We start from the raw sequence: 24,175 nt of genomic DNA on the forward strand, positions 1-24,175 counted from the left end.
ACCGCCCGCTCTCGTGCTACCGGCTAGCCACCGCTCACTGGCAGCGGCGTCCGGAGTTCACGCAGTTGGCGATCTTCGCCGCCAGGTTGTTCTTGGTGACGCTGATGAAGTCGTCGTGGTCGGTCGCCGGCTTGTGCAGCTGCTCCGGGAAACCGTCCACCGCGTAGGCGTTCTTCACCTGGCCGTTCTGGATGCTCGGCGGGGTGATCTTGTAGACCAGACGCATCGTCAGCTGCGGGATGGCCTTGAAGCCGTTGCCGCAGACACCGCTCGCCGGGTCCGCGAAGGCCACGTGCGTACGGTGGTTGGCGCTGTCGATGTTGACGCCGTCCCAGCAGCTCTGGAAGGCGAAGGTCCGCACCACGTTGCTGCCCTGCGGGCAGATCGGGTACTGCTGGGTCAGCTGGACCTTGTTCTCGAAGCCGGTGCAGCTCCAGTGCGCGTTGGCGTTGGCCAGACCGTTGGTCGTGGTCTTGGCGTCACCGGTGATGATGCGCAGGAACTGCGGCATCGCGACGACCTTGGAGGCCGGGCTGCCGACGTACTTGATCTCCGCCGACTGCGGGGTCAGGATCTTGCCGACGTTGCCTTCCTTGCCACCGCCGTCCGAGTTCTGGTCGAAGTCCTGCGTGCCGTTCTGCACACGCACGACCGGCCAGTAGTACGACGACAGGTCGCTCTGGTTCTGGCAGGAGCTCGGCGCCGCCAGCATCGAGTCGTTGGTGGCGAAGGCGTTGACCTTCTGGTTGCCGACGTAGTCGTGCAGGTGGTGCGCGCCGTTGGCCACGCCGGGCGCCACGATGACGTTGTCGGTGTTGTGGTTCTTGTTCGCGTTCACACCGCAGCGGGTGGTGAAGGAACCGGTCGAAGCGGTCTGCTGCTTCTGCGGCTTGGCCAGGACGTTCGGCGCGACCCTCGTGATGTCCACGAAGTCGGCCGCGACCGGGCCGTTGCCCGCCTGCCCGCCGATGTTGGCCGGGGCGCTGGCGCTGGCGCTGGCGCTCGGGGCGGCCGTGGCCTGCCCGCCGTTGTTCTGCCCGCCGTTGTTCTGGCCACCGTTGTTCTGGCCGTTGTTGTTGTTCTGACCACCGTTGTTGTTGCCCCCGCCGGCGGTGGTCTGGTTGGCGGTCTGGGTGGTGCAGGCGGCGAGCTGGGCAAGTGAACTGTCGAACTTGCCGCCGACCCGGGTGATGTCGATCCGGATCCGGTCGATCGTGGCCGCCCGCTTCTCCTTCAGGGGCCCGACGATCGCGTTCTGCACGAAGTTCGGGTCCTTGGCCTGGGCCTGCCGGGTGGAGGCGAGACGGGCGTAGGCCTCGGTGATCTGCTTGTCGAGCTTCGCCAGTTCCATCGCCACCCCCTGCCTGGCCTTCCACGGCACGTTGGTCAGCTTCTGACCGACGTCCGGGCAGGAGATCGTCGCGACCGACGAAGCGGCGGCGGCCTTGGTGTAGTTCTGGGCCGAGTTGTTGGACTCGTGCGCCGAAGCGTTCATCTGTGCCCAGAGCAGCCCGCCCCCACCGAGCACTAGGGCCGCCGATGCGGCTATGGCCTTGACGGCCAGCGGCGAGCGGCGCTTGCGTGTGTTGCGTCCCATGGAACTCCTCTGACTTCCTTGCGGGGCAGCATCGAGGCGCCCGACAGGAGTGAAGCGGCGCCCTCTCATACGAAGGGCGCCTCAGTGGTGTTCAGCCGTCTCATGAATTCATCAGAGACTTGTTACCGACTTGGGGCACAACTACCGTTTGAGCAGGGCAACTTCTGGAAAATCAGCGGTCGCGGTCAAGATACGCGAGCACCGCCAGGACGCGCCGATTGTCATCGTCCGACACCTCCAGTCCCAGTTTGGTGAAGATGTTGGAGGTGTGCTTGGCGATGGCCCGTTCCGTCACCACGAGCTGCGCGGCGATCGCCGCGTTCGAACGGCCCTGCGCCATCAGCTCCATGACCTCCAGCTCCCGCCGTGTCAAGCCCTCCAGGGGCCGGTCGCCCGCCCGGCGGGACAGCAGTTGCTGGATCACCTGCGGATCCATGGCCGTACCGCCCGCCGCGACCCGCCGTACCGCGTCCACGAACTGCTCCGCGTCGAAGACCCGGTCCTTCAGCAGGTACCCCACCCCGCCCCTGCCGTCGGCCAGCAGCTCCCGCGCGTACAGCTGCTCCACGTGCTGGGAGAGCACCAGCACCGGCAGCCCCGGCCGGTCCCGCCGCGCCCGGAGCGCGCACTGCAGGCCCTCGTCGGTGTGCGTGGGCGGCAGCCGCACGTCCACCACGGCCACGTCCGGCTCCAGTTCGGCCAGTGCCCGGGCCAGCTCGGGGCCGGTCTCGACGGCGGCCGCGATCTCGAAGTCGTAGGCCTCCAGCAGCCGCACCAGCCCGTCGCGGAGCAGGAACAGGTCTTCGGCTAGGACAACGCGCACGGAATCTCCATGGTGACCATGGTGGGGCCGCCCACGGGACTGCTGACGGCCAGGACGCCGTCGAATGTACCGAGCCGCCGTTCGACCCCCGCGAGCCCCGACCCGGCGCCGGTCGCCGCGCCGCCCCGGCCGTGGTCGGTGACCGAGATCCGCAGCATGCCGCCGCCTGCGGCCACGTGGTGCAGGTCCACCCAGATCCGGTCGGCGCCGGAGTGCTTGACCGCGTTGGTCAGCACCTCGCTCACCGCGAAGTACGCGGCCGACTCCACCGGGGCGTCCGCCCGCCCCGGCAGGTCCACGGCCACCTCCGTGGGCACCGGCAGCCGCAGCGCCAGCGCCCGCACGGCGTCCCCGAGCCCGCGTTCGGCGAGCACCGGCGGGTGGATGCCCCGCACCAGGTCGCGCAGCTCGCCCAGGGCCTCCACGGACGCCCGCCGGGCCTGCGCGAGCAACTGCCTGGCCTTCTCCGGGTCCTTGTCCAGCAGCATCTCCACGGTCCCGAGGTCCATGCCCATGGCGACCAGCCGGGCCTGCGCCCCGTCGTGCAGATCCCGCTCGATCCGGCGCAGCTCGGCCGCCGAGGTGTCCACGGCGTCCCTGCGGGTCTCGGTCAGCACCCGCACGCGTTCGGTGAGTTCACCCTCGCCGGGGGCGAGGACCGCACGGGTGAGCCGGAAGTGCGCGGTCAGCAGGGCCGGGGCCCGGCGGGCACCGGCCACGAGGATGACGGCGCCGAGCCCGGCCGCGGCGAAGGCGGTGGCCTGTCCGGTGACCGGCACGAAGCCGTACCAGTAGCCGTCCCCCAGCACCCGCCACAGCCCGGCGGCCACCGCGAACCCCTCCAGCGGGTAGAACACGACCAGCGCCGGCAGCAGCGCGGTCACGAACCCCGCCGTCATGTCCACCAGCAGCCACAGCACGTCCCGCCCGACCTGCGGGTCCCGGAGCAGCGCGAGGGTGCGGGTCCAGGGGTTGGCCGTCACCGGCGGCGGCCGGTACCCGGACCGGATCCGTATCCCGCACCACTCCTCGGCGAGCCGCCGCCTGGCGTCCGCCACGTCCCGCACCCCGCCGAGGATCCACGGGGTCGTGAGGACGCCGAGGCCGACCGGGACCAGGGCGACGGAGACCGCGGTCAGGACGAAGCAGAGGATCGAGATCGCCGGCATCACCACCGCCAGCACCAGCCCCCGCACCGCGGCGAGCACGACCTCCCGCACCCGCTCACGGAGGCCCCCGCTGTTCGTGTTCGTCATCATGGCGCCAGTCTGTCCGACCCCCACGTCACGGGTCACTGGCCCGAAGCCCCGTCCCGGGGGGTGGTGCCAGGTACACCCCGGGCGCTGTCGCACCCCGAAAGGGGGGCCGCGGATCCGTCGCGAACTCCTACGCCGGCAGGCCGAGCACCTTCGCCTCGACGACAGGGTCCAGCCCGACGGCCGGCCGGTCCGCACGCCTCGGCGCCTCGCCGCCGGCCTCCCGCAGCCATGCCCACGTGTCCGCCACCGTCTCCTCGGCCGGGCGGCACACCAGTCCCGTCCCCACCGCCCGCGTCACGTCCAGCCGGTGCACCGCGTCGTACGACTCGCTGCCCGCCGGCACCCACACCGGCAGCTGGACCCACGGTTCGATCCCGGCGGCGAGGATCGCCTCGGGGCCGGTCCAGCGGAGCTCGGCGGTCGAGCCGGTGACCCGGCGGCAGGCCTCCAGCAACTCGCCCATCGTGGTGTGGCCGGGCGGCGAGACCAGGTTGTAGGGCCCCGACAGGCCCCGCTCGACCGCGCCCAGCGCCCATTCGGCGAGGTCCCGGGCGTCCACGAACTGGACGGGCAGGTCGTGCGGGCCCGGTGCCAGCACCGGGCCGCCCCGGGCGATCCGGTTCAGCCACCAGGGCAGCCGGCCGATGTTCTCGTGCGGCCCGAGGATCAGCCCGGCCCGCACCAGCACCGAGCCGTCCGCGCCGAAGGACTCCACGGCGGCCAGCTCACCGCCCCGCTTGTCCCGCGCGTAGTCGGTTCGACCGGCGTCGGCGGCGGTCCCCGTCACCAGGGCCGTGTCCTCGGTGGCACCCGCCGGAGCCGGCCACTCGTACACCGAGCAGCTGGACACGTACACGTACCGTCCGGCACGGCCCCGCAGCAGCCGCGCGGTCTCCCGCACGGCACGGGGCGCGGCCGACCAGGTGTCGACGACCGCGTCCCATCCGGTGCCCTCGGCCAGCGCGGCCAGACCGTCCGGCGCGGTGCGGTCGCCGTGCAGCTCCCGCACGCCCGGCGGGGGCCGGTGGTGTCCCCGGTTGAGGACGGTCACCTGCCAGCCGCGCCCCAGCGCCGCCGCCACGACGGCCCGCCCCACGAACTCCGTTCCACCCAGCACGAGAAGTCTCATGCGGATGATCGTGCCCGGAACCGGGCCCGGAGGGAACGGGACTCTGCCGAGAGCAGAGCGGCCCGTCGGCGGCCCGTCAGCGGCCGGCCGGCGGGGTGTACTTGTAGCCGACCCTGCGGACCGTCTGGATCGCGCCCCGGTGCTCCGCGCCGAGCTTGCGGCGCAGCCGGGCGACGTGCACGTCGACCGTGCGGCCGTCGCCGACGTGCCCGTAGCCCCAGACCGTGGTGACCAGCTGGTCGCGGGTGTGCACCCGGTTCGGGTGCGCGACCAGATGGGCGAGGAGCTCGAACTCCAGGTAGGTGAGGTCGAGTTCACGGCCGTCCACCTGAGCGGTGCGCTGCCCGGGGTCGACGCTGACCAGCGGCCGGGCGCCGGTCGCGGCCCGCTCCTCGGGGGCGTCGGCCTGTTGCTGCGCGTCCGCCACCGGGATCGGCAGGAACGGCGGCCGCTGGTCCGCCGGGACCAGCACCAGGTACCCGATCATCGGGGGCCGGCCCGGCAGGGTGGGCAGGCTGTGCTGCGGGGCGGGCAGCCAGGTGGCGCCCGGCGGCAGGAAGTCCGCCATGTCCACCACCTCGTCCGGGTCGACGGAACGCAGCCGGTGCCGGGCGGCGGAGGAGGCGGCGAGGGGGGAGGCGGGGGAGAGGGAACGGGTGGTCGCCATGAGACGTCAGCTCTTTCGCGCGAGGAGTTCGTCGGTCGGGACGACGGCCGCGATTCGTGGTCGGGCGCGCCGGAGACGTTCTGCGTTCCGCGCTGGCCGAAGGCCGGGGTGTACGGCTTTAGAGGGCCCGCGCGTTCATCGCGCGGCAACACACCCGGTCGAAGTCGTGGTGCTGACGGGAAGGCCAGAAGGGCTCGAGGTCGTGGCGACCCGTCGCGCTGCACTTCTGGTGGCTGGCCATGCGCCCATTGAAGCAGACACAGCCCCGAAACAGGACCCTCCTCTCACCGCTCGGACACCTCCCTGGCCGGATCCCGAAGCCACCCGCCCCAGTCCACCAGGCGTTTGCGCCGGGTCGGCCCGGTGAGCCCGATCGCCTTGGCCGGATCGCCGTCCCACAGTGCGGACGGCCGACGTGCTCCCACGGCCGCCGCCCGTTCTCCGTCCGGGTGTCGGCGGCGGGCGCCCCACCGGTCTCCAGGTGCCCACCGCGACACGGGCCGGCTGCAACGCCGCGGGGGCGCCCACCACGACGGTGGACGCCCCCGGGGGGAGTTCGCGGATCAGACCTGTCCGGCCTTGTCCAGGGCGGTGCAGCAGGTGTCGACGATCAGCCGGGTCACCAGGTACGGGTCGACGTTGGCGTTCGGGCGGCGGTCCTCGATGTAGCCCTTGCCGTCCTTCTCGACCTGCCACGGGATGCGGACCGAGGCGCCGCGGTCGGAGACCCCGTAGGAGTACTCGTTCCACGGGGCGGTCTCGTGCAGGCCGGTCAGGCGGTCGTCGATGCCCGCGCCGTAGTTCTTGACGTGGTCGAGCGGCTTGGAGCCCTCGCCGAGCGACTCGCACGCGGTGATGATCGCGTCGTAGCCCTCGCGCATCGCCTTGGTGGAGAAGTTGGTGTGCGCGCCGGCGCCGTTCCAGTCGCCCTTGACCGGCTTGGGGTCGAGGGTGGCGGAGATCCCGAAGTCCTCGGCGGTGCGGTAGAGCAGCCAGCGGGCCACCCACAGGTGGTCGGAGACCTCCAGCGGGGAGACCGGGCCGACCTGGAACTCCCACTGGCCGGGCATGACCTCGGCGTTGATGCCGGAGATCGCCAGGCCCGCCTTGAGGCAGTTGTCCAGGTGGGCCTCGACGATCTCGCGGCCGAAGATCTCGTCGGCGCCGACACCGCAGTAGTAGCCGCCCTGCGGGGCCGGGAAGCCGCCCTCGGGGAAGCCCAGCGGACGGGCGCCGTCGAAGAAGGTGTACTCCTGCTCGATGCCGAAGATCGGCTCCTGCGCGGCGAACTTCTCGGCGACCTCGGCCAGCGCGGCGCGGGTGTTGGAGGAGTGCGGGGTGAGGTCGATGTCCAGGACCTCGCACAGGACGAGGACGTCGTCGCCGCCGCGGATCGGGTCCGGGCAGGTGAAGACCGGCTTCAGTACACGGTCCGAGGAGTGCCCCTCGGCCTGGTTCGTGGAGGACCCGTCGAAGCCCCAGATCGGCAGCGCGTCCAGACCGGCGGGAGCGCCCGCGATGATCTTCGTCTTCGAACGCAGCTTGGCCGTCGGCTCGGTGCCGTCGATCCAGATGTACTCAGCCTTGAAGGTCACGGGCCACATCCTTCGGGGTGGGTCGGGCGCACCTGCGGGTGCGGCGGCGCTACGGCACTGGGGCGCCGCGGTGTTGCCCGGCAGCCTGTCAACAGGCGATTTCCCGATCATTGCTCGAATGTGAACCCGGTGTTACCTGGCGGTTCTGTGCTGCGGCTCACGTTGTGAGGAGCGGGCCGGCGGGGTACGGAGCCCATTTCGGGCGCCGTGCGCGGCCCCGGTGCGGCGGTCGCCGGCTTTCCCTCCGTGAAAGCCGGCGACCGCGCCGCGTCCCGTCCCGCCGGTCAGCCGACCTTCTGGATCAGGGCCCGGCGGATGAGGAACTTGCCGGGCTCCCTGACCTGTTCGAAGGCGGCGTTGTTGAGCAGCACGCAACTGCCGGACACCGAGGTGACCTTCACCGTCGTGGACTTGTTGTTGTCCAGGTTGGTGACCTTCAGCGTCGTTCCCGCCGGGAACTGGTTGCTGGAGGCGGCCGGGGCGCCGGCCTCACCGGACAGCGTGACGGTCGAGCCGTTGCAGACCTGCTGGCCCGCGGCCGCGCCGGCACCCGCGCCGGCGTTCCCGGCGGCCGCGCCCTTGGACGGTGCCGCGGGGGCGGCCTGCTGGCCACCCTGACCCGCCTGACCGGTCTGGCCCGTCTGACCGGTCTGGCCCGTCTGGGTGCCGCCCGCCGCCTGGGAGCCCTGAGCCGACTCCCCAACGACGCAACCGGACGCCTGCTGCTGGACCTTGATCTGCGCGATCACCGCTTCACGGTTGGTGATCCTGGCCGCCGACTGGGCGTCCGGGTTCGCCTTCTGGTCCGCGATGAACTTCTGGTTGTTGCCGAGAGCGGTGGCCAGCCCCGAGCAGACGGTCGAGTCCGCGGCCGACGACAGCGTCTTCGCGTTCTGCGGGGACTGCGCGGCGTTCGAGGTGGACGCCAGGACGAAGGCCCCGCCGCCGGCGACGGCTGCGGCGCCGACCAGCAGGGCGATCGACTTCTTGGCGCCGAGAGTTCTCCTACGCGACATGCGCGCCTCCTGAGAGAGGTGGGGGAGCGTCGTACGCCGCTATGTACGAGATACCGAACGCGGTTACTCAATGGTTACGGGAGCCACTGAAGTAACCTGCGTCACACGGGAGTTGGTCAGCGCTCCGGCGCGGTCACCCGTTGCCCCTGGCCAGCGCCTCCCGGACGGCCTCGTCGGTGCGGGCGACCAGTGCCGTCCCGTCGTCCGCGGTGATGACGGGCCGCTGGATGAGCTTCGGGTGCTCGGCGAGCGCCGTGATCCAGCGCTCGCGCGCCGCCTCGTCCCGCGCCCATTCCCTGAGCCCCAGCTCCTTCGCCACCGCCTCCTGGGTGCGGGTGATCTCCCACGGTTCGAGCCCGAGCCGCTCCAGTACGGCCCTGATCTCGTCCGCGCTCGGAACGTCCTCCAGGTAGCGGCGGACGGTGTACTCCGCGCCCTCGGCGTCGAGCAGGCCGACCGCGGTGCGGCACTTCGAGCAGGCGGGGTTGATCCAGATCTCCATACCGGCCACGGTAGCCACATCGCGGGGTCCCGGCCGCGCCCCGCGCCCGGCCGCGCCGCCGGGCGCCCTCGACGGCTCGTTCTGTTCGAATTTCTCGACGCCTCACGGGCATCATCCGAAACCTCCGAACCGGAGCCGCAATTCCCGCTTTCACCTGCTGTTTTGACGGGTCGTCGGGGACCCCCTGCTGTCAGTGGCGGCCGGTACACTGGAAGCAGTGTTCGAGAGAGTCGCCGGGGTGTCCGGAGGCACTCTGACCGCGACAGGAGGATGCCCGTGCCCGCTGCCGCTCTGAAGCCGAAGCCGTTGCCGACCCAGTCCACCGCGAAGCGTGCCGTCCTGCTCGACTCGCCCTACGCGCCGGCGGAGAAGAGCCCGTTGCCGGCCGGACGGCCGCGCGAGTGGTACGTCATGCACAACCGCCGCCTCAAGGCCATGCGCCTGGCCATCGCCCTGCTCGACTCCGGCGTCTACCTGCCCACCCAGGCGCGTGACGAGACGATCCGGAGCACGGCGCAGAGCGTCGGCATCCATCCGCCGTCGGCCACCACGTGCCACATGGTGCGCGCGCTGATGCGCTACAGCCGGTGAGCCGGTGAGCCGGTGAGCCGGTGAGCCGCTGAAGCGCTGAAGCGCCGGTGCCGGGCGCCGGGTGTCCGACCCGGCGTCCGGCGCCACCCGTGACCGCGCCGCCGACCGACCGACCGGACGTCCGGCCCAGCCCCGCCCGCCGCCGGACACCCGGGAAAACGGGATGCACGCCGAGTGACCGGATCGCTACGCTGGGGATGCGTTCCGGAGGTGCCCGCCACCGCTTTCCGAAGGGCCGACCGCGCCCTGAGGGCTCGGGGCTACTCTGCTACGCACCGACGGACGGCCGCCCGTCCCCGCGCGCCGTCGGATCCGTCGACCGCTCACACACCCACGCCACGGAGGCCCGTCATGGGCACCATCGTCCTATCCGGAACCGTCGTCCTGGTCATCCTCGGATTCGGCAACCACAACTGGTGGCTCGCCGCCGTCGCCCTGCTCTTCCTGTACGTCCACTACGGGCGCGACTCGTCGTCGGCGTCCTCCTCGGGCGGTTCGTCCGGCGGGGGCGGGGGTACGCCGAACGACTACAGGTCGTACCGCGACCGCCGTGACCGGCAGGCCAGGTGGGAGCGCCGGTACCGCCGCGAACGCCCCCTGGAGTTCCGGCGTCAGGAGCGCAACCAGAACCGCTGAGGGCCCGGGGCCGGGTGTCCTCCGGTCACAGACCGGGGGCACCCCACACCGGGAACCAGCGGCCGAGGTCCTGCTCGATCCGCAGGTCGTTCGCGAGGGCCGCCTTCATCTGCAACTCCAGCGCGTTGTCCCGTCGTTCACCGGACCCGGGCAGCGGAGCGAAGGGGAAGAACGTCGCCCGCTTGTAGAGATAGACGAGCGCGAGCCTGCGCCCGCGCTCGTCCTCGAACGAGACCAGTGAACACAGCAGTTGCGGGCCGAAGCCGTTGACCTCCATCGAACTGTTCACCGCGTGCAGGTCGTTGACGAGCTGCGGGAGCTGGTCGGGGGCGCGCCGCGAGACCAGCCAGGAGTAGCCGTAGGCGTCCTGGGACAGCTCCACCGGGGAGTCGCCCCGGTCGGCGTCCGCGTCGAGCAGCGCCTGCACCTCGTGGTGGGTCTGCTCGAAGGCCGCGCCCTCCACGGTGGCGAAGCACACCGCGCCCAGACCGGTCGGCCGGAACCCGGCCGCCGCCTCCAGGGTCACCGCCGCCGACGGCAGCGCGAACAGCCGGTCCAGGTCGGGGGCGACGGGTTTGGTGCGGCCGAGCAGGATGTCCAGGAACCCCATGCTCACCCGGCCTTCCCGGGCGTCGCCGCCTCACCGAGCTCCGCCGAGATCCGCCCCAGCTGTTCGAGCCGCTGCTCCAGGGGCGGGTGGGTGGAGAAGAAGCGTTCGATGCCGGGCTCCTTGCCGGTCGCCGGGGTGAAGTAGAAGGCGTTGAAGGCCTGGGCGGTGCGGAGATCCTTGGTCGGGATCCGGGCGATGTCGCCGGAGACCTTGGTGAGCGCGGACGCCAGCGCCGAGGGCCGCCCGGTGAGCTGGGCCGCCGCCCGGTCGGCGGCCAGTTCCCGGTACCGGCTCAGCGCCCTGATCAGCAGGAAACTGATCGCGTACACGGCTGCGGAGACCCCGATGACGGCGGCGAAGACGGCGGCCGTGTTCTGGTCCCGCCTGCCCCCGCCGAAGACCTGCGAGTAGAAGGCGAACCGCACGACCAGCCCCGCGATCACCCCGAGGAAGGACGCGACGGTGATCACGGCGACGTCCTTGTGCGCCACGTGCGACAGCTCGTGCGCGAGCACTCCCTCCAGCTCGGCCGGCTCCAGCCGCCGCAGCAGCCCCGTGGTCACGCAGACGACCGCGTGGTCGGGATTGCGCCCGGTGGCGAACGCGTTGGGCATGTCCATCTCGGACACGGCGACCACGGGTTTCGGCATGTCGGCGATGGCGCACAGCCGGTCCACCACCGCGTGCAGTTCCGGGTACTCCTCCCGCTCCACGACCCGCCCGCGCATGGCGAACATCGCGATCCGGTCGGAGAACCAGAACTGCGCCACGAACATCGCGCCCACCAGTACGACGACCAGCAGCCACGACTTCAGCAACACGATCAACGCGGCAACGAAGCCCACGTACAGCAGTCCGAGCAGGAACAGCGTGACCGTCATCCGCACGGTCAGCCGCCGGTCGCTCCGGAAGCGGCTCTGCATCTCGCCATCACCCCGCAGTCAGGCACTCGTCCCGCTGTCCAGTGTGCACCTGCCGAGACCCATGGAAAGGTTCCGAACGCCCCTAGCGGCGGCAAAAGGTCCCCGCGCCCCTACGGGCGGGTCTGCACGTACCCCAGCAGCAGGATCACCGCCGCCACGCACCCCAGCACCAGCGCCGTCGACGTCCACGACGAGCGCCGTGGCTCCACCGGCCCCGGGTCCGCCCGGAACGGGGTCGGATCCGGCGGGTTCTCCTTCCACCGGGCGGCGAGCATCCGGGCCCGCGCCGACGGCTCCCGGTGCTCGGCCTGATCGGCCCAGCGCAGATCGAACTCGCGCTCCTCGTCGTCCTGTTGGGACATTCCGACCCCCCCGTGTCGAACATCAGTACCCGTGCACGATACGACGGCGCCCCCGCCCTGAGAAACAGGAGCGGGGGCGCCGGGAGCCGGGGGGCGTCCGTCACACGTCGAAGTACAGCTCGAACTCGTGCGGGTGCGGGCGCAGCTGCAGCGGGGCGATCTCGTTGGTGCGCTTGAAGTCGATCCACGTCTCGATCAGGTCGGGCGTGAAGACGTCACCGGCGAGCAGGAACTCGTGGTCGCGCTCCAGCGAGTCGAGGACGGCCGGGAGCGAGGTCGGGACCTGGGCGACGTTCGCGTGCTCCTCGGGAGCCAGCTCGTAGAGGTCCTTGTCGATCGGCTCGGCCGGCTCGATCTTGTTCTTGATGCCGTCCAGGCCCGCGAGGAGCAGGGCGGAGAAGGCCAGGTACGGGTTGCCGGAGGAGTCGGGCGCGCGGAACTCGACGCGCTTGGCCTTCGGGTTCGAACCCGTGATCGGGATACGCATCGCGGCCGAGCGGTTGCGCTGCGAGTACACCAGGTTGATCGGGGCCTCGAAGCCCGGGACCAGGCGGTGGTAGGAGTTCACCGTCGGGTTGGTGAAGGCCAGCAGCGACGGGGCGTGGCGCAGGATGCCGCCGATGTAGTAGCGGGCGGTGTCCGACAGGCCCGCGTAGCCGGCCTCGTCGTAGAACAGCGGGTCGCCGTTGGCCCACAGCGACTGGTGCACGTGCATGCCCGAGCCGTTGTCGCCGAAGATCGGCTTCGGCATGAAGGTCGCGGTCTTGCCGTTGCGCCAGGCCACGTTCTTCACGATGTACTTGAAGAGCTGGAGGTCGTCGGCGGCGGCGAGCAGCGTGTTGAACTTGTAGTTGATCTCCGCCTGGCCGGCCGTGCCCACCTCGTGGTGCTGGCGCTCGACCTTCAGACCCTGCTTGTCCAGCTCCAGGGAGATCTCGGCGCGCAGGTCGGCGAAGTGGTCGACCGGCGGGACCGGGAAGTAGCCGCCCTTGTAGCGGACCTTGTACCCGCGGTTGTCCTCCAGGGCGCCGGTGTTCCAGGCACCCGCCTCGGAGTCGATGTGGTAGAAGGACTCGTTCGCCGAGGTGGCGAAGCGGACCGAGTCGAAGACGTAGAACTCGGCCTCCGGGCCGAAGTACGCGGTGTCGGCGATCCCGGTCGACGCGAGGTACGCCTCCGCCTTCTTCGCCACGTTGCGCGGGTCACGGGAGTACTGCTCGCCCGTGATCGGGTCGTGGATGAAGAAGTTGATGTTGAGCGTCTTGTCGCGGCGGAAGGGGTCCACCCGGGCCGTCGACAGGTCGGCGCGCAGCGCCATGTCGGACTCGTGGATCGCCTGGAAACCGCGGATCGAGGATCCGTCGAAGGCGAGCTCCTCGTCCGGGTCGAACGCCTCGACGGGCACCGTGAAGTGCTGCATGACGCCCGGCAGGTCGCAGAACCGGACATCGACGAACTTGACGTCCTCGTCAGCGATGAACTTCTTGGTCTCGTCGGCGTTCTGGAACATCCAGCTCCTCCTACTTCCGGGCGTTCCCGCGCCGGGGTGGTAGTTCGTTCGTGCTGCCAGTGCGGTGGCACACGCTCTCCCCGACCCTAGGGACGGGTGATTTCTCGGGCGTGACCCATTTGTTTCGCTGAAGTTAACCGGCCTTGTTCCACCGTAGCCCCCGGGCACCCCGCCGGACCCCGGGTGTCCGCCCTGGCAGTACCGTGTCCGGGTGGACAACAGGCAAGCAATGGGATCGTGGCTCTCCGGGCCGCGCGCGGCCATGGAAGAGGCCGGCGTGGAGTTCGGGTACCGGGGCGAGCAGCTCGGCCTGCCGGAGGACGGGCCCGGCTCCATCGCCCGTCCGGGACGGCGGCTCGGCGCGCTGGCCGTGGACTGGGCACTGTGCGTCCTGATCGCATACGGCCTGATCACCGACGGCTACACCCCGGCCACCGGAAACTGGGCGCTGCTCGTCTTCTTCGCCCTCGGGGTCCTGACCGTCGGCACGGTCGGCTTCACACCGGGTAAGCGGCTGTTCGGGCTGCGGGTGGTCGGCGTGGGGACGGGCCGGGTGCAGCCGCTGCGCGCGCTCTCCCGCACGGTGCTGCTGTGCCTCGCGATCCCGGCCCTGGTGTGGGACCGGGACGGCAGGGGCCTGCACGACCGGCTGGCGAAGACCGTCGAGGTGCGGATCTGAACCACGGGTGAGGGCGCGACGCCCTCCTCATCTCGTCCGCAGCAGCCGGGACAGTACGTCCCGCAGCTCTCCCTCCGGGTCCGGCACCGCGCTGTCCGCGCGCCAGGCGACGAATCCGTCCGGCCGGACCAGGACCGCGCCGTCCGCCGTCGTCCCGTGGGCCGACGCCCAGTCCCCGTCGCCGTCCGGTGTGTCGTACACGAGGTCGGCCCCGGTGCCCGCCGTCCCGATCCGGTACGTGTCCAGCCGTAGCCGCTCCGTGTCCGCGATCCGCCGGGCGGCCGCGTGCCAGGCCGCGCCCGCCGCGGAGCCCGCGTCGCTGAGCAGCACCAGGGACCGCTCGTAGAGGTCGAGCGTGGAGATCCGTTCGTCCGCGCGGCGCAGCCACAGGTGAGGTGCCCGGCTGCCCGGCTGGCCGATCAGGTTCATCCCATCGGGTACGACCGGCAGGCCCGGCTCGGCACCGGCGACCGCGCCCTTCGGGTACCGGTAGCCGAGGACGATGTTGAGGATGCCGCCGCGCCTGTCGGCGCCGATGCCGGGCGCGGGCGCGAACCCGGGGTGGCTGTGCTCCACCGAGCGGGCCGAGGCACGGGCGCTGGTGGCGAGCGCGACCGGGCGGCGCTCGGCGTCGTAGGACTCCAGCAGCCCGGGACCGGCCCAGCCGTCCAGGACCGCCGCCAGTTTCCACGCCAGGTTGTGCGCGTCCTGGATGCCGGTGTTGGAGCCGAACGCGCCGGTCGGGGACATCTCGTGCGCGGAGTCGCCGGCCAGGAAGACCCGTCCGGACGCGTACCGTTCGGCGACCCGTTCGGCCGCCCGCCAGGAGGCGCGGCCGGTGATCTCCACGTCGAGATCGGGTACGCCGACGGCCCGGCGGATGTGCCGGGTCAGGCGCTCCTCGGTGAACTCGTCCAGGGTTTCCCCGCGTTCGGGGTGCCACGGCGCGTGGAAGACCCAGTGCTCCTTGTTGTCGACCGGCAGCAGCGCGCCGTCCGCGGCCGGGTCGGTGAGGTAGCAGCAGATGAACCGCCGGTCCCCGACGGCGCCGGCCAGCAGCTTGGAGCGGAAGGTGACGCTCACGTTGGCGAACAGGTCGCCGGGGCCCGTCTGGCCGATGCCCAGCCGGCCGCGCACCGGACTGCGCGCCCCGTCCGCGGCGACCAGGTACTTCGCCCGGACGGTGTACATCCGGTCGGAGTCACGGTCGCGGACGTACCCGGTCACTCCTTCGGGGTCCTGTTCGAAGGACTCCATCTCGTGGAAGTAGCGCAGCTCACCGGTGAGGGACTCCGCCGCCCGGCGCAGCACCGGCTCCAGGTCGTTCTGGCTGCACAGGCACCACCCCGTAGGGCTGAACCTGGCCAGTCCGCCGCCGGGGTCGATCTCCTTGAACAGCCACTCGCCGGCGTCGCCGACCAGCGCCGGGGCCTGCAGGATCCCGTGGTTCTCGGCGAGGAGTGAGGCGGCGGACCTGATGCCGGGCTCGATGCCCGCCTTCCGGAACAGCTCCATCGTCCGCACGTTGTTGCCCCGGCCGCGCGGATGGATCGAGGTCCCCGAGTGCCGTTCGACGAGCATGTGCCGTACGCCTAGACGGCCCAGGAACAGGGACATGGACAGGCCCACGAGGGAACCGCCCACGACGAGGACGGGGACCTGGTGATCGGTTCTGTGCTGCATGGGGGACTCCATCGGCGGGTGGCGGTGCGTCAGGTGTGCAGCAACTTGCATGCCCCTTCCGGGCCCCCTGCGGAGGGGTTCCGCGCGCTCAATCACCCACCTGGTTCACGCGAGTCGCGCGCTTCGGAGGACCGGCACAGGATCAAGAAGCGCTGACGCCGCGTCATCGGTGAAGGCGTAGGCCGCTGCCCCAGCGAAGGAGATGTGCGAAGCATGACGACGATCTCGGAAAAGGTTTCGGAAAAGCTGACCCGTCCGGTGTCGAAACGGGTCTCCCAGACCGTCTTCGACGGCTCCCGGCTCCGGGTCGTCCTGCTCGTGGACGTCTACGACGGCGCGCAGCAGCAGTTCCTGGACTCCTACGAGCAGCTGTGCAGCCAGGTCGCCAAGGTGCCCGGGCACGTCAGCGACCAGCTCTGCCAGTCGATCGAGAACCCCTCCCAGTGGCTGATCACCAGCGAGTGGGAGAGCGCCCCGCCGTTCCTCGCCTGGGTGAACAGCGAGGAGCACGTGGACATGGTGAAGCCGCTGCACAACTGCGTGCGCGACACCCGTTCGCTCCGCTTCCAGGTGGTCCGTGAGACCGGCGGACCGTCGGCGGACGCGGAGCGGATCCTGCAGGACGGGCCGCGGGTGGGCGACGGTGTGATCCGCCACGCGCTCACCTTCACGGTCCGGCCGGGCAGCGAGGACAAGGTCGCGAAGCTCCTCTCGGACTACGCCTCGCCGCAGGCGGAGGTCGACGAGTCCACCCGCCTGTGCCGGACCTCGCTGTTCATGCACGGCAACCGGGTGGTGCGGGCCATCGAGGTGCGCGGCGACCTGATGGCCGCCCTGCGCCACGTCGCCCGGCAGCCGGAGGTGCGGGCCGTCGAGGAGGCCATCAACCCCTACCTGGAGCAGGACCGCGACCTGAACGACCAGGAGTCCGCGCGGATCTTCTTCACCCGGGCGGCGCTGCCGGCCGTGCACCACGTCGTCGCCGAGGAGCTGACCGAGGGCGACCGCCACGCGCTGTACTACCCGGCCCGTCCGGGCTGCGGGATGCGGCTCGCCGAGCTGCTGGCGCAGCAGGACGAGGCATCGGCCGAGGACCCGGCCAGCCCGGTGCTGCACAGCACGGTCTTCCAGCGTGACGACGTCGTCGTACGACTGGTCGAGCAGCGGCCCGGCACCCCCGTGGACGACGTCCCGGCCCACGCGCTGACCGCACTGCTGGACGGGGAGGCGGTGCGGATGAGGCTCCTCACCGACCGCCGCTCGCCCGACGCCTGACCCCCACCACCGCCGGATCACCCTCACGGAGGAACGTAGAGATGAAGCCCATTCCCAAGATCGTGGATCTCAGCGAGATCGAGCCCAACACGCGGCGCGGCGGCGACCTGCGCGCCATGCTCACCCCGGCCACGGTCGGTTCCACCAGCGGTTTCATGGGTGTGGCCATCGTGCAGCCGGGCGACCGGATCGCCGAGCACTACCACCCGTACTCCGAGGAGTTCGTGTACGTGGTCTGCGGTGAGATGGAGGTCGACCTCGACGGCGAGGCGCACGCGCTGCGGCCCGAGCAGGGCCTGATGATCCCCATCAACATGAAGCACCGGTTCCGCAACGTGGGCCGTACCGAGGCGCGGATGGTCTTCCACCTCGGCCCGCTGGCGCCCCGCCCGGCGCTGGGTCACGTCGACACGGAGGAGACGGAAGCCGTCGCCGTGGGGCAGGTCCGGTCGTGACCCGGCGCGTGGCGGTTACGGGCATAGGCATCGTGGCTCCGGGGGGTGTGGGCGTACCGGCGTTCTGGGACTTGCTCGCCTCCGGCCGGACCGCGACGCGCGGCATCACCTTCTTCGACCCCTCCGGCCTCAGGTCGCGGATCGCCGCCGAGTGCGACTTCGACCCGTTGGCGCACGGCCTGGACGCCGAGGAGATCGAGCGGGCGGACCGGTACATACAGTTCGCCCTGGTCGCCGGTGACGAGGCGGTCCGGGACTCCGGTCTCGACCTGGCCAGGGAGAACCCCTGGCGGGTCGGGGTGTCCCTGGGCACGGCGGTCGGTGGTACCACCCGTCTGGAGCACGACTACGTCCTGGTGAGCGCCGGCGGCCAGAACTGGGACGTGGACCACCGGCAGGCGCAGCCCCAGCTACACCGGGCGTTCTCCCCGAGCACCCTCGCCTCCGCGGTGGCGGAACGTTTCGGCGCACAGGGTCCGGTGCAGACCGTCTCCACCGGCTGCACCTCGGGTCTGGACGCCGTGGGCTACGCCTTCCACACCGTGCAGGAGGGCCGCGCCGACATCTGCATCGCGGGTGCCTCGGACTCCCCGATCTCACCCATCACCATGGCCTGCTTCGACGCGATCAAGGCCACCTCCCCGAACAACGACGACCCCGAGCACGCCTCGCGCCCCTTCGACAACCGCCGTGACGGATTCGTCATGGGCGAGGGCGGCGCGGTGCTGGTCCTGGAGGAGCTGGAGCACGCCAAGGCCCGCGGCGCGCACATCTACTGCCAGCTCGACGGCTACGCCACCTTCGGCAACGCCTACCACATGACCGGTCTCACCAGCGAGGGCCTGGAGATGGCCCGCGCCATCGAGACCGCACTCGACCACGCCCGCCTCGACCCCACCGCCATCGACTACGTCAACGCGCACGGCTCGGGCACCCGGCAGAACGACCGCCACGAGACCGCGGCCGTGAAGAAGGCGCTCGGGCACCACGCGTACAGCACGCCCATGAGCTCCATCAAGTCCATGGTGGGCCACTCGCTCGGCGCGATCGGCGCGATCGAGGTCGTGGCCTGTGTGCTCGCCCTGGCCCACCAGGTCGTCCCGCCCACCGCGAACTACGAGACCCCCGACCCCGAGTGCGACCTCGACTACGTGCCGCGGGTCGCCCGCGAACGGCCCCTGGGCGGAGTCCTGTCCGTGGGCAGCGGGTTCGGCGGCTTCCAGTCCGCGGTGATCCTGACCCGGCAGAGAGGACGGACACGATGAGCGAACCCCGGTCTCGACGGGCGGCCGTCACCGGTATCGGTGTCGTCGCGCCCAACGGAACCAGCACCGAGACCTTCTGGAAATCCGTCCAGGAGGGACGCAACGTCCTCGACAAGGTGACCCGCGACGGCTGCGATCACCTGCCCATGAAGGTGGCCGGAGAAGTCCGTGACTTCGATCCGGAGGCCGCGGTCGAGGAACGCCTCATCGTCCAGACCGACCGCTTCACGCACTTCGCGATGGCCGCGGCCGACCTGGCGCTCGAGGACGCCCGGCTCGGCCGCGCCGACACCGACGGCTCGCCGTTCGACGTCGGCGTGGTCACCGCGGCCGGCTCCGGCGGCGGCGAGTTCGGCCAGCGCGAGCTCCAGCGACTGTGGGGCAAGGGCAGCCGGTTCGTCGGCCCCTACCAGTCCATCGCCTGGTTCTACGCGGCCAGCACCGGCCAGATCTCCATCCGGCGCGGCTTCAAGGGACCCTGCTCGGTGGTGGCAGCCGACGAGGCGGGCGGCCTGGACGCCCTGGCGCACGCCGCCCGCGCGGTGCGACGCGGCACCGACGTCATCGTGGCCGGATCCACCGAGGCGCCCATAGCTCCGTACTCGATGGTCTGCCAGCTCGGCTACGAGGAGCTCAGCCGGGAGACCGACCCGGCCCGCGCCTACCGCCCGTTCACCGAACAGGCCTGCGGATTCGTGCCGGCCGAGGGCGGCGCCATGCTCGTCGTGGAGGACACCGGTTCGGCCCGCAGGCGCGGCCTGCCGGTGCGGGCCACCATCGACGGACACGCGTCGACCTTCACCGGGGCCTCCCGCTGGGCCGAGTCGAGGGCCGGACTCGCCCAGGCGATCCGCGGCGCACTCGAGGAGGCCGGCTGCGCCCCGGAAGAGGTGGACGTCGTCTTCGCCGACGCCCTCGGGGTCCCGGCGGCCGACCGGGCGGAGGCGCTGGCCATCACCGACGTGCTCGGCGCGCACGGCAGGCGGGTACCGGTCACGGCGCCCAAGAGCGGGATCGGGCGGGGATACTGCGCGGCTCCCGTCCTGGACACCGCCGCCGCGGTACTGGCCATGGAACACGGGCTGATCCCGCCGACCCCGGGTGTCCACGACATCTGCCACGACCTCGATCTCGTGACCGGCAGCGCCCGCGCCGCGGCACCTCGCACGGCGCTGGTCCTCAGCCGGGGACTCATGGGGTCGAACTCGGCACTCGTGCTGCGTCACGGCGCGGCCGGGTGAGCCGGAGAAGAAACAGCTGCCCAGCAGCGAAGAAGGAGGAGTCCCAATGAGCATCACCGTGGACGAACTGTCCGAACTCATGAAGAAGGCCGCCGGCGTCACCGTCGCCCCGGCGGACCTCCAGGACCGGGCCGACAGCGGTTTCGACGTCCTCGGCGTCGACTCGCTCGGCCTGCTCGGCATCGTCGGCGAGCTGGAGAACCGGCACGGCGTGCCCATGCCGGTGGACGCCGAGCGGTGCAAGACCCCCCGCCAGTTCCTCGACCTCGTCAACAGCGCCATGCCCGCGGGAGCCTGACATGACCGGACACACCCAGAACGAGATCACCATCGCCGCGCCCGTCGACCTGGTCTGGGACATGACCAACGACGTGGCCAACTGGCCCCAGCTGTTCAGCGAGTACGCCGCCGCCGACATCCTCGAGGAGGAGGGGAACAAGGTCACCTTCCGGCTGACCATGCACCCCGACGAGAACGGCAAGGTGTGGAGCTGGGTCTCCGAGCGCGAGGCCGACCGCCGCAACCTGCGGGTCAAGGCCCGCCGGGTCGAGACCGGCCCGTTCGCGCACATGGACATCCTCTGGCAGTACGAGGAGGTCCCCGCCGGCACCCGGATGGTCTGGACCCAGGACTTCGCGATGAAGCCGGAAGCCCCCGTCGACGACGACTGGATGACCGACAACATCAACCGGAACTCCAAGATCCAGATGGCCCTGATCCGGGACAAGATCGAGAAGGCGGCCACCGGCCGTCGCCCCGACCCGGCCCTGGCCGACTGAGCCGGACGAACAGGAGAGACACGTGCACCAGGCCCTGATCGTCGCCCGTATGGCACCGGGCTCCGCGCCCGACATCGCGAAGGTCTTCGCGGAGTCCGACCGGGGAGAGCTGCCGCACCTCGTCGGGGTCACCCGGCGCAGCCTCTTCCAGTTCGGCGATGTGTACATGCACCTCGTCGAGTCCGAGCGCGAGCCGGGACCGGCCATCGCCAAGGTCACCTCGCACCCCGAGTTCAGGGACATCAGCGACCGTCTCACGGCGTACGTCAGCGCGTACGACCCGGAGACCTGGCGTTCCCCGAAGGACGCGATGGCACAGCGCTTCTACCTCTGGGAGCGCGACGGCGGCGCGTGAACCGTCGTACCGCCGACGCCAACGGTGCCGGACCCGCGCACAACGCGGGCCCGGCACCGGCGCGTTCCGGGGCCTGCCTCAGGCGGGCACCGTGCAGTCGAAGGCGTGCAGATACGGATTGACCGGGCGGATGTCGTTGACGCTCAGACCCGCCTCGGTCAGCCGGCGGACCATGCTGTCGGTGGTGTGCTTGGCCCCGCCGACGTTCAGGAGCAGCAGCAGGTCCATCGCGGTGCTGAACCGCATCGACGGGGTGTCGTCGACCAGGTTCTCGATCACCACGACCCGGGCACCGGGACCGCCCGCGGCGATCACGTTGGCGAGCAGCTGCGCGGTGGACTCGTCGTCCCACTCCAGGATGTTCTTGATGACGTAGACGTCCGCGTCGACCGGCACGGCCTCCCGGATGTCGCCCGGCACGATCCGCGCCCGGTCCTCCAGGTCACCACCCGCACGCAGCCGCGGCAGGGCCTTCTCCACCACCTTCGGCAGGTCCAGCAGGTAGCCCTTCATCGCCGGGTACTTGTCCAGCAGACAGGCCACCACGTGCCCCTGGCCACCGCCGAGGTCCGCCACCGACCGGCTGGCGGACAGGTCGAGCAGCGCGGCGACCTCGCGGGCCGACTGCTCGCTGGAGGTGGTCATCGCCCGGTTGAAGACGTCCGCCGACTCCGGGGCGTCCTCGTTCAGGTAGACGAAGAACTCCTTGCCGTACAGGTCCTCGATGACGTTGCGGCCGCTGCGCACGGCCTCGTCGAGCTTCGGCCAGGCGTCCCAGGTCCACGGCTCGGTGCACCACAGGGCGATGTACCGCAGGCTGTGCGGGTCGTCCTCGCGCAGCAGCCGCGAGGTGTCGGTGTGCGCGAACGTGCCGTCCGGGCGCTCGGCGAAGACGCCGTAGCAGGACAGGGCGCGCAGCAGCCGGCGCAGCGGCTTGGGGTCGGTCTTCACCGCGGACGCCAGGCTCTCCACGGTCATCGGGGCGTCCCCGAGCGCGTCGGCCACGCGCAGCCGGGCGGCCGCGCGGACGGCGGCGGCACAGGCCGCCCCGAACACGAGCTCGCGCAGCCGCATCGACGGGGGCGGCGCGTCCTGGCGTACCGGCTCCTTCGCCGGCGCCGAGAGGTCGCGTGCTGGTGCGGTCATGTGCCGCCTTCCTTCCTTGAGGGGTGTGGTGCGGCCGTCAGGTCAGCACAGACCGGCGGGCTTGGACTTCTTGCAGGAGTTCTCCTTGAAGGAGTTGCCGTGCTTGGCGGCCTCCTGGTTGACCAGGTCGGCGGGGGCGTTGCCCGACAGCTTGTTTCGGGTGACCTGGTTCTTGTCGCTGGTGGCGCCCACGAAGCTCTTGAAGAGCAGGATGCCGCCGGACAGCGGGGACTTGCCGGAGTTGCCGGTGACGGTGTTCCCGGTCACCAGCGCGTCCTCGGTGCCCGTCAGGACGATGCCGGTGCCCTGCAGGAAGGGCAGGCGGGCCGTCTTCTTGCAGTACTTGTTGTTCTTCACGATCTGGTTGTCGGCGACGACGATCCGGCCGGCCTTCGGCTTGTTCTCGTCGCCGACGACGAACACGCCGCCGCAGTTGCCCGTCACGGAGTTGTCCGAGACGGTCACGTTCCGCAGCCGGCGCACGGTGACGCCGAGCCGGTTGTTCTCCAGCAGGTTGTGCTCGACGACGGTGCCCTCGGTGTCGGTGGCACCCTTCTCCGTGGTGATGGAGTTGGCGAGGAACAGCCCGGCGTCGCCGTTGTCGCGGACGACGTTGTAGCGGTAGACGCTGTGCACGGAGCGCTCTTCGGCGATGCCCCACTGGCCGTTCTTGACGGCGGCCACGCCGTGCACGTTCAGGTTGGCCGTGCCGACCGCCATGACGCCGTTCCGGGAGAACCCGGACACGGTCATCCGGGCCACGGTGACGTTCTCGAGCGGCCCGCTCTTGCTGCCGACCACGCAGACGCCGTCGCCCTGCTCCGCGCAGGACTTCTGGGCGGCGGCCTTCTTCGCCATGGCCTTCTCGGCCTTCGCGGCCGTCGTGGTCTTGGTCTTCTTGGCCTTCGCGACCGGCTGGAGCACGGTCTCCGGGCCCACCCCGGTCAGGGTGAGGTCGGGCGTGGTCACCTGGACGCTCTCGTGGTAGGTGCCGGCCAGCACCATGACCGTGTCGCCGGGCTCGGCGGCGTCGACCGCCTTCTGGATGGACTCGCCCGGATGCACCTGGAGGACGTGGTGCGTGGCGCTCGCCGGGGCGGCGCCGATGAGGGAGCCGCACAGGGCGGCGGTGCACGCGAGGTATGTGATATGGCGTTTTGTCACACTCGGAAGGCTAGGAGCAGATGACCCGATAACCCGCCGGATGCTCCGTTCGGCGGCGTGTCACGGAGGCGCGTACGGAGTGCCCGCAGGGGCGGGGGCCGCGCGGGAACGGAAAAAGGCGCGGCGGTCGCATACGCGACCACCGCGCCCGAGTGCGCAGGGGTGTCTACCGCCCCCGCGGCCCGCCCTTGGGCATCCGCATGCCCCTGGGCATGGGCCCCTTCGGCAATGGCATATTGCTCATCAGGTCGCCCATCGCCCGCAGCCGGTCGTTGGTCGTCGTCACCTGGGGGCCGGTCAGCACCCGCGGGAACTTGAGCATCGTGGTCCGCAGCTTCTTCAGCTCGACCTGGCCCTCGCCCGTGCCCACGATCACGTCGTGCACCGGTACGTCGGCCACGATCCGGGCCATCTTCTTCTTCTCGGCGGCCAGCAGGGTCTTCACCCGGTTCGGGTTGCCCTCGGCGACCAGGACGATGCCGGCCTTGCCGACGGCCCGGTGCACCACGTCCTGGCTGCGGTTCATCGCCACCGCGGGCGTGGTGGTCCAGCCCCGCCCGATGTTGTCCAGCACGGCGGCCGCGGCGCCCGGCTGGCCCTCCATCTGGCCGAAAGCCGCTCGCTCGGCCCGGCGGCCGAAGACGATCGCCGTCCCGAGGACGGCGAGCAGCAGGCCCAGGATGCCCAGATAGACCGGATGGCCGATCAGGAAGCCGATCACGAGGAAGACGGCAAGGATGCCGAGACCGACACCCGCAAGGACAAGACCGATCGTCTTATCGGCCTTGCGGGTCATCTTGTACGTCAGGACGATCTGCTTCAGTCGCCCGGCATTCGCAGCGTCCGCTGCGGGTTCCTTCCTCGCCATGCCCCGAAGTCTACGTGTCCCCGGGAGTGCCTACGACGGCAGTGC

At 70.9% G+C, this 24,175-nt stretch carries 26 protein-coding genes; 10 read left to right on the forward strand and 16 right to left on the reverse strand.

Features of this window, described 5'->3' with window-relative positions; translation table 11 throughout:
* Positions 1–34 precede the first annotated feature (34 nt).
* From ACFY3I_RS12755 to ACFY3I_RS12790, 8 genes are all read right to left on the reverse strand, one after another.
* Entirely contained in the window at positions 35–1,597 is a 1,563-nt protein-coding gene (locus tag ACFY3I_RS12755) for a DUF1996 domain-containing protein (protein ID WP_390860583.1), read from the reverse strand.
* 172 nt (positions 1,598–1,769) lie between these two features.
* Positions 1,770–2,420, reverse strand: coding sequence for a LuxR C-terminal-related transcriptional regulator (locus ACFY3I_RS12760; RefSeq protein ID WP_390860584.1), 651 nt, complete (start codon positions 2,418–2,420; stop codon positions 1,770–1,772).
* Positions 2,405–3,679 (reverse strand): sensor histidine kinase, encoded by a 1,275-nt coding sequence (locus tag ACFY3I_RS12765; RefSeq protein ID WP_390860585.1) that lies wholly within the window; start codon positions 3,677–3,679, stop codon positions 2,405–2,407. The genes ACFY3I_RS12760 and ACFY3I_RS12765 overlap by 16 nt, the downstream gene beginning before the upstream one ends.
* A 127-nt stretch (positions 3,680–3,806) precedes the next feature.
* Positions 3,807–4,808: an SDR family oxidoreductase gene (locus ACFY3I_RS12770; protein WP_390860586.1), complete on the reverse strand. Its 1,002-nt coding sequence runs from the start codon at positions 4,806–4,808 to the stop codon at positions 3,807–3,809.
* Between the two features lie 76 nt (positions 4,809–4,884).
* Complete coding sequence (locus ACFY3I_RS12775; RefSeq protein WP_365296200.1) at positions 4,885–5,475, reverse strand: winged helix-turn-helix domain-containing protein; 591 nt, start codon at positions 5,473–5,475, stop codon at positions 4,885–4,887.
* Between the two features lie 563 nt (positions 5,476–6,038).
* The gene (gene glnII / locus ACFY3I_RS12780) at positions 6,039–7,070 is read right to left on the reverse strand and encodes a glutamine synthetase (protein WP_365296198.1); all 1,032 of its coding nucleotides are present in this window, start codon (positions 7,068–7,070) and stop codon (positions 6,039–6,041) included.
* A gap of 284 nt (positions 7,071–7,354) precedes the next feature.
* Positions 7,355–8,086: a hypothetical protein gene (locus ACFY3I_RS12785; protein WP_390860587.1), complete on the reverse strand. Its 732-nt coding sequence runs from the start codon at positions 8,084–8,086 to the stop codon at positions 7,355–7,357.
* Positions 8,087–8,219: 133 nt separating this feature from the next.
* A complete protein-coding gene (locus tag ACFY3I_RS12790) occupies positions 8,220–8,588 on the reverse strand; it encodes an arsenate reductase family protein (protein ID WP_390860588.1) in 369 nt (122 codons plus the stop codon).
* Positions 8,589–8,864: 276 nt separating this feature from the next.
* Here ACFY3I_RS12790 and ACFY3I_RS12795 point away from each other — a divergent pair, with 276 nt between their 5' ends.
* On the forward strand, positions 8,865–9,179 hold the full coding sequence (locus ACFY3I_RS12795; protein WP_365296193.1) for a hypothetical protein: 315 nt from the start codon (positions 8,865–8,867) through the stop codon (positions 9,177–9,179).
* 351 nt (positions 9,180–9,530) lie between these two features.
* Complete coding sequence (locus ACFY3I_RS12800) at positions 9,531–9,815, forward strand: hypothetical protein (protein ID WP_365296192.1); 285 nt, start codon at positions 9,531–9,533, stop codon at positions 9,813–9,815.
* A gap of 25 nt (positions 9,816–9,840) precedes the next feature.
* On the opposite strand, the gene ACFY3I_RS12805 is transcribed toward ACFY3I_RS12800, so the two are convergent.
* The 4 genes from ACFY3I_RS12805 to glnA all read right to left on the reverse strand — a co-directional run bounded on the left by ACFY3I_RS12805 (position 9,841) and on the right by glnA (position 13,220).
* A complete protein-coding gene (locus ACFY3I_RS12805) occupies positions 9,841–10,425 on the reverse strand; it encodes a hypothetical protein (protein WP_365296232.1) in 585 nt (194 codons plus the stop codon).
* Positions 10,426–10,427: 2 nt separating this feature from the next.
* A complete protein-coding gene (gene htpX / locus ACFY3I_RS12810) occupies positions 10,428–11,348 on the reverse strand; it encodes a zinc metalloprotease HtpX (protein WP_390860589.1) in 921 nt (306 codons plus the stop codon).
* Between the two features lie 110 nt (positions 11,349–11,458).
* Positions 11,459–11,710, reverse strand: a complete 252-nt coding sequence (locus ACFY3I_RS12815; RefSeq protein WP_365296189.1) for a hypothetical protein — start codon at positions 11,708–11,710, stop codon at positions 11,459–11,461.
* A 100-nt stretch (positions 11,711–11,810) separates the two neighbouring features.
* Positions 11,811–13,220, reverse strand: coding sequence for a type I glutamate--ammonia ligase (glnA, locus tag ACFY3I_RS12820; protein WP_390860590.1), 1,410 nt, complete (start codon positions 13,218–13,220; stop codon positions 11,811–11,813).
* 211 nt (positions 13,221–13,431) lie between these two features.
* Between glnA and ACFY3I_RS12825 the strand changes: the two genes are divergently transcribed.
* Positions 13,432–13,899, forward strand: a complete 468-nt coding sequence (locus tag ACFY3I_RS12825; RefSeq protein ID WP_390860591.1) for an RDD family protein — start codon at positions 13,432–13,434, stop codon at positions 13,897–13,899.
* Between the two features lie 27 nt (positions 13,900–13,926).
* Here the strand turns inward: ACFY3I_RS12825 and ACFY3I_RS12830 are convergent, their stop codons facing one another.
* On the reverse strand, positions 13,927–15,582 hold the full coding sequence (locus ACFY3I_RS12830; protein WP_390860592.1) for an FAD-dependent oxidoreductase: 1,656 nt from the start codon (positions 15,580–15,582) through the stop codon (positions 13,927–13,929).
* A 213-nt stretch (positions 15,583–15,795) separates the two neighbouring features.
* Between ACFY3I_RS12830 and ACFY3I_RS12835 the strand changes: the two genes are divergently transcribed.
* Genes ACFY3I_RS12835 through ACFY3I_RS12865 form a run of 7 tightly spaced genes read left to right on the forward strand, consistent with a single transcriptional unit; the run spans position 15,796 to position 20,952 of the window.
* Positions 15,796–16,857 (forward strand): SchA/CurD-like domain-containing protein, encoded by a 1,062-nt coding sequence (locus ACFY3I_RS12835; protein WP_365296178.1) that lies wholly within the window; start codon positions 15,796–15,798, stop codon positions 16,855–16,857.
* A gap of 41 nt (positions 16,858–16,898) precedes the next feature.
* Complete coding sequence (locus ACFY3I_RS12840) at positions 16,899–17,312, forward strand: cupin domain-containing protein (protein WP_365296176.1); 414 nt, start codon at positions 16,899–16,901, stop codon at positions 17,310–17,312.
* A complete protein-coding gene (locus tag ACFY3I_RS12845; protein ID WP_390860593.1) occupies positions 17,309–18,577 on the forward strand; it encodes a beta-ketoacyl-[acyl-carrier-protein] synthase family protein in 1,269 nt (422 codons plus the stop codon). Before ACFY3I_RS12840 ends, ACFY3I_RS12845 begins: the two co-directional genes overlap by 4 nt.
* Positions 18,574–19,818 carry a ketosynthase chain-length factor gene (locus ACFY3I_RS12850; protein WP_365296172.1) on the forward strand — a complete coding sequence of 415 codons (1,245 nt, stop codon included), beginning with the start codon at positions 18,574–18,576 and terminating at the stop codon, positions 19,816–19,818. The genes ACFY3I_RS12845 and ACFY3I_RS12850 overlap by 4 nt, the downstream gene beginning before the upstream one ends.
* 46 nt (positions 19,819–19,864) lie before the next feature.
* The gene (locus ACFY3I_RS12855) at positions 19,865–20,116 is read left to right on the forward strand and encodes an acyl carrier protein (protein WP_351325347.1); all 252 of its coding nucleotides are present in this window, start codon (positions 19,865–19,867) and stop codon (positions 20,114–20,116) included.
* A gap of 1 nt (position 20,117) precedes the next feature.
* A complete protein-coding gene (locus ACFY3I_RS12860; RefSeq protein ID WP_365296171.1) occupies positions 20,118–20,597 on the forward strand; it encodes an SRPBCC family protein in 480 nt (159 codons plus the stop codon).
* Positions 20,598–20,619: 22 nt separating this feature from the next.
* Positions 20,620–20,952 (forward strand): TcmI family type II polyketide cyclase, encoded by a 333-nt coding sequence (locus ACFY3I_RS12865; protein WP_351325343.1) that lies wholly within the window; start codon positions 20,620–20,622, stop codon positions 20,950–20,952.
* 78 nt (positions 20,953–21,030) lie between these two features.
* On the opposite strand, the gene ACFY3I_RS12870 is transcribed toward ACFY3I_RS12865, so the two are convergent.
* The 3 genes from ACFY3I_RS12870 to ACFY3I_RS12880 all read right to left on the reverse strand — a co-directional run bounded on the left by ACFY3I_RS12870 (position 21,031) and on the right by ACFY3I_RS12880 (position 24,130).
* The gene (locus ACFY3I_RS12870; protein WP_390860890.1) at positions 21,031–22,026 is read right to left on the reverse strand and encodes a methyltransferase; all 996 of its coding nucleotides are present in this window, start codon (positions 22,024–22,026) and stop codon (positions 21,031–21,033) included.
* Between the two features lie 114 nt (positions 22,027–22,140).
* Entirely contained in the window at positions 22,141–23,262 is a 1,122-nt protein-coding gene (locus tag ACFY3I_RS12875; protein WP_390860594.1) for a nitrous oxide reductase family maturation protein NosD, read from the reverse strand.
* 166 nt (positions 23,263–23,428) lie between these two features.
* On the reverse strand, positions 23,429–24,130 hold the full coding sequence (locus ACFY3I_RS12880) for a DUF4191 domain-containing protein (protein ID WP_365296771.1): 702 nt from the start codon (positions 24,128–24,130) through the stop codon (positions 23,429–23,431).
* Between the last annotated feature and the right edge of the window lie 45 nt (positions 24,131–24,175).

Source organism: Streptomyces sp. NPDC001068 (assembly GCF_042897315.1).
GTDB lineage: Bacteria > Actinomycetota > Actinomycetes > Streptomycetales > Streptomycetaceae > Streptomyces.

Excerpts from the sequence above, each read along its gene's own strand:
- ACFY3I_RS12765 (WP_390860585.1), bottom strand. The coding sequence starts at position 3,679 with ATGATGACGAACACGAACAGCGGGGGCCTCCGTGAGCGGGTGCGGGAG.
- glnA (WP_390860590.1), bottom strand. The coding sequence starts at position 13,220 with ATGTTCCAGAACGCCGACGAGACCAAGAAGTTCATCGCTGACGAGGAC.
- ACFY3I_RS12840 (WP_365296176.1), top strand. The coding sequence starts at position 16,899 with ATGAAGCCCATTCCCAAGATCGTGGATCTCAGCGAGATCGAGCCCAAC.
- ACFY3I_RS12775 (WP_365296200.1), bottom strand. The coding sequence starts at position 5,475 with ATGGCGACCACCCGTTCCCTCTCCCCCGCCTCCCCCCTCGCCGCCTCC.
- ACFY3I_RS12850 (WP_365296172.1), top strand. The coding sequence starts at position 18,574 with ATGAGCGAACCCCGGTCTCGACGGGCGGCCGTCACCGGTATCGGTGTC.
- ACFY3I_RS12830 (WP_390860592.1), bottom strand. The coding sequence starts at position 15,582 with ATGCAGCACAGAACCGATCACCAGGTCCCCGTCCTCGTCGTGGGCGGT.
- ACFY3I_RS12755 (WP_390860583.1), bottom strand. The coding sequence starts at position 1,597 with ATGGGACGCAACACACGCAAGCGCCGCTCGCCGCTGGCCGTCAAGGCC.
- ACFY3I_RS12800 (WP_365296192.1), top strand. The coding sequence starts at position 9,531 with ATGGGCACCATCGTCCTATCCGGAACCGTCGTCCTGGTCATCCTCGGA.
- ACFY3I_RS12870 (WP_390860890.1), bottom strand. The coding sequence starts at position 22,026 with ATGCGGCTGCGCGAGCTCGTGTTCGGGGCGGCCTGTGCCGCCGCCGTC.
- ACFY3I_RS12880 (WP_365296771.1), bottom strand. The coding sequence starts at position 24,130 with ATGGCGAGGAAGGAACCCGCAGCGGACGCTGCGAATGCCGGGCGACTG.
- ACFY3I_RS12835 (WP_365296178.1), top strand. The coding sequence starts at position 15,796 with ATGACGACGATCTCGGAAAAGGTTTCGGAAAAGCTGACCCGTCCGGTG.
- ACFY3I_RS12815 (WP_365296189.1), bottom strand. The coding sequence starts at position 11,710 with ATGTCCCAACAGGACGACGAGGAGCGCGAGTTCGATCTGCGCTGGGCC.
- ACFY3I_RS12790 (WP_390860588.1), bottom strand. The coding sequence starts at position 8,588 with ATGGAGATCTGGATCAACCCCGCCTGCTCGAAGTGCCGCACCGCGGTC.
- ACFY3I_RS12860 (WP_365296171.1), top strand. The coding sequence starts at position 20,118 with ATGACCGGACACACCCAGAACGAGATCACCATCGCCGCGCCCGTCGAC.
- ACFY3I_RS12785 (WP_390860587.1), bottom strand. The coding sequence starts at position 8,086 with ATGTCGCGTAGGAGAACTCTCGGCGCCAAGAAGTCGATCGCCCTGCTG.
- ACFY3I_RS12805 (WP_365296232.1), bottom strand. The coding sequence starts at position 10,425 with ATGGGGTTCCTGGACATCCTGCTCGGCCGCACCAAACCCGTCGCCCCC.
- htpX (WP_390860589.1), bottom strand. The coding sequence starts at position 11,348 with ATGCAGAGCCGCTTCCGGAGCGACCGGCGGCTGACCGTGCGGATGACG.
- ACFY3I_RS12855 (WP_351325347.1), top strand. The coding sequence starts at position 19,865 with ATGAGCATCACCGTGGACGAACTGTCCGAACTCATGAAGAAGGCCGCC.
- ACFY3I_RS12770 (WP_390860586.1), bottom strand. The coding sequence starts at position 4,808 with ATGAGACTTCTCGTGCTGGGTGGAACGGAGTTCGTGGGGCGGGCCGTC.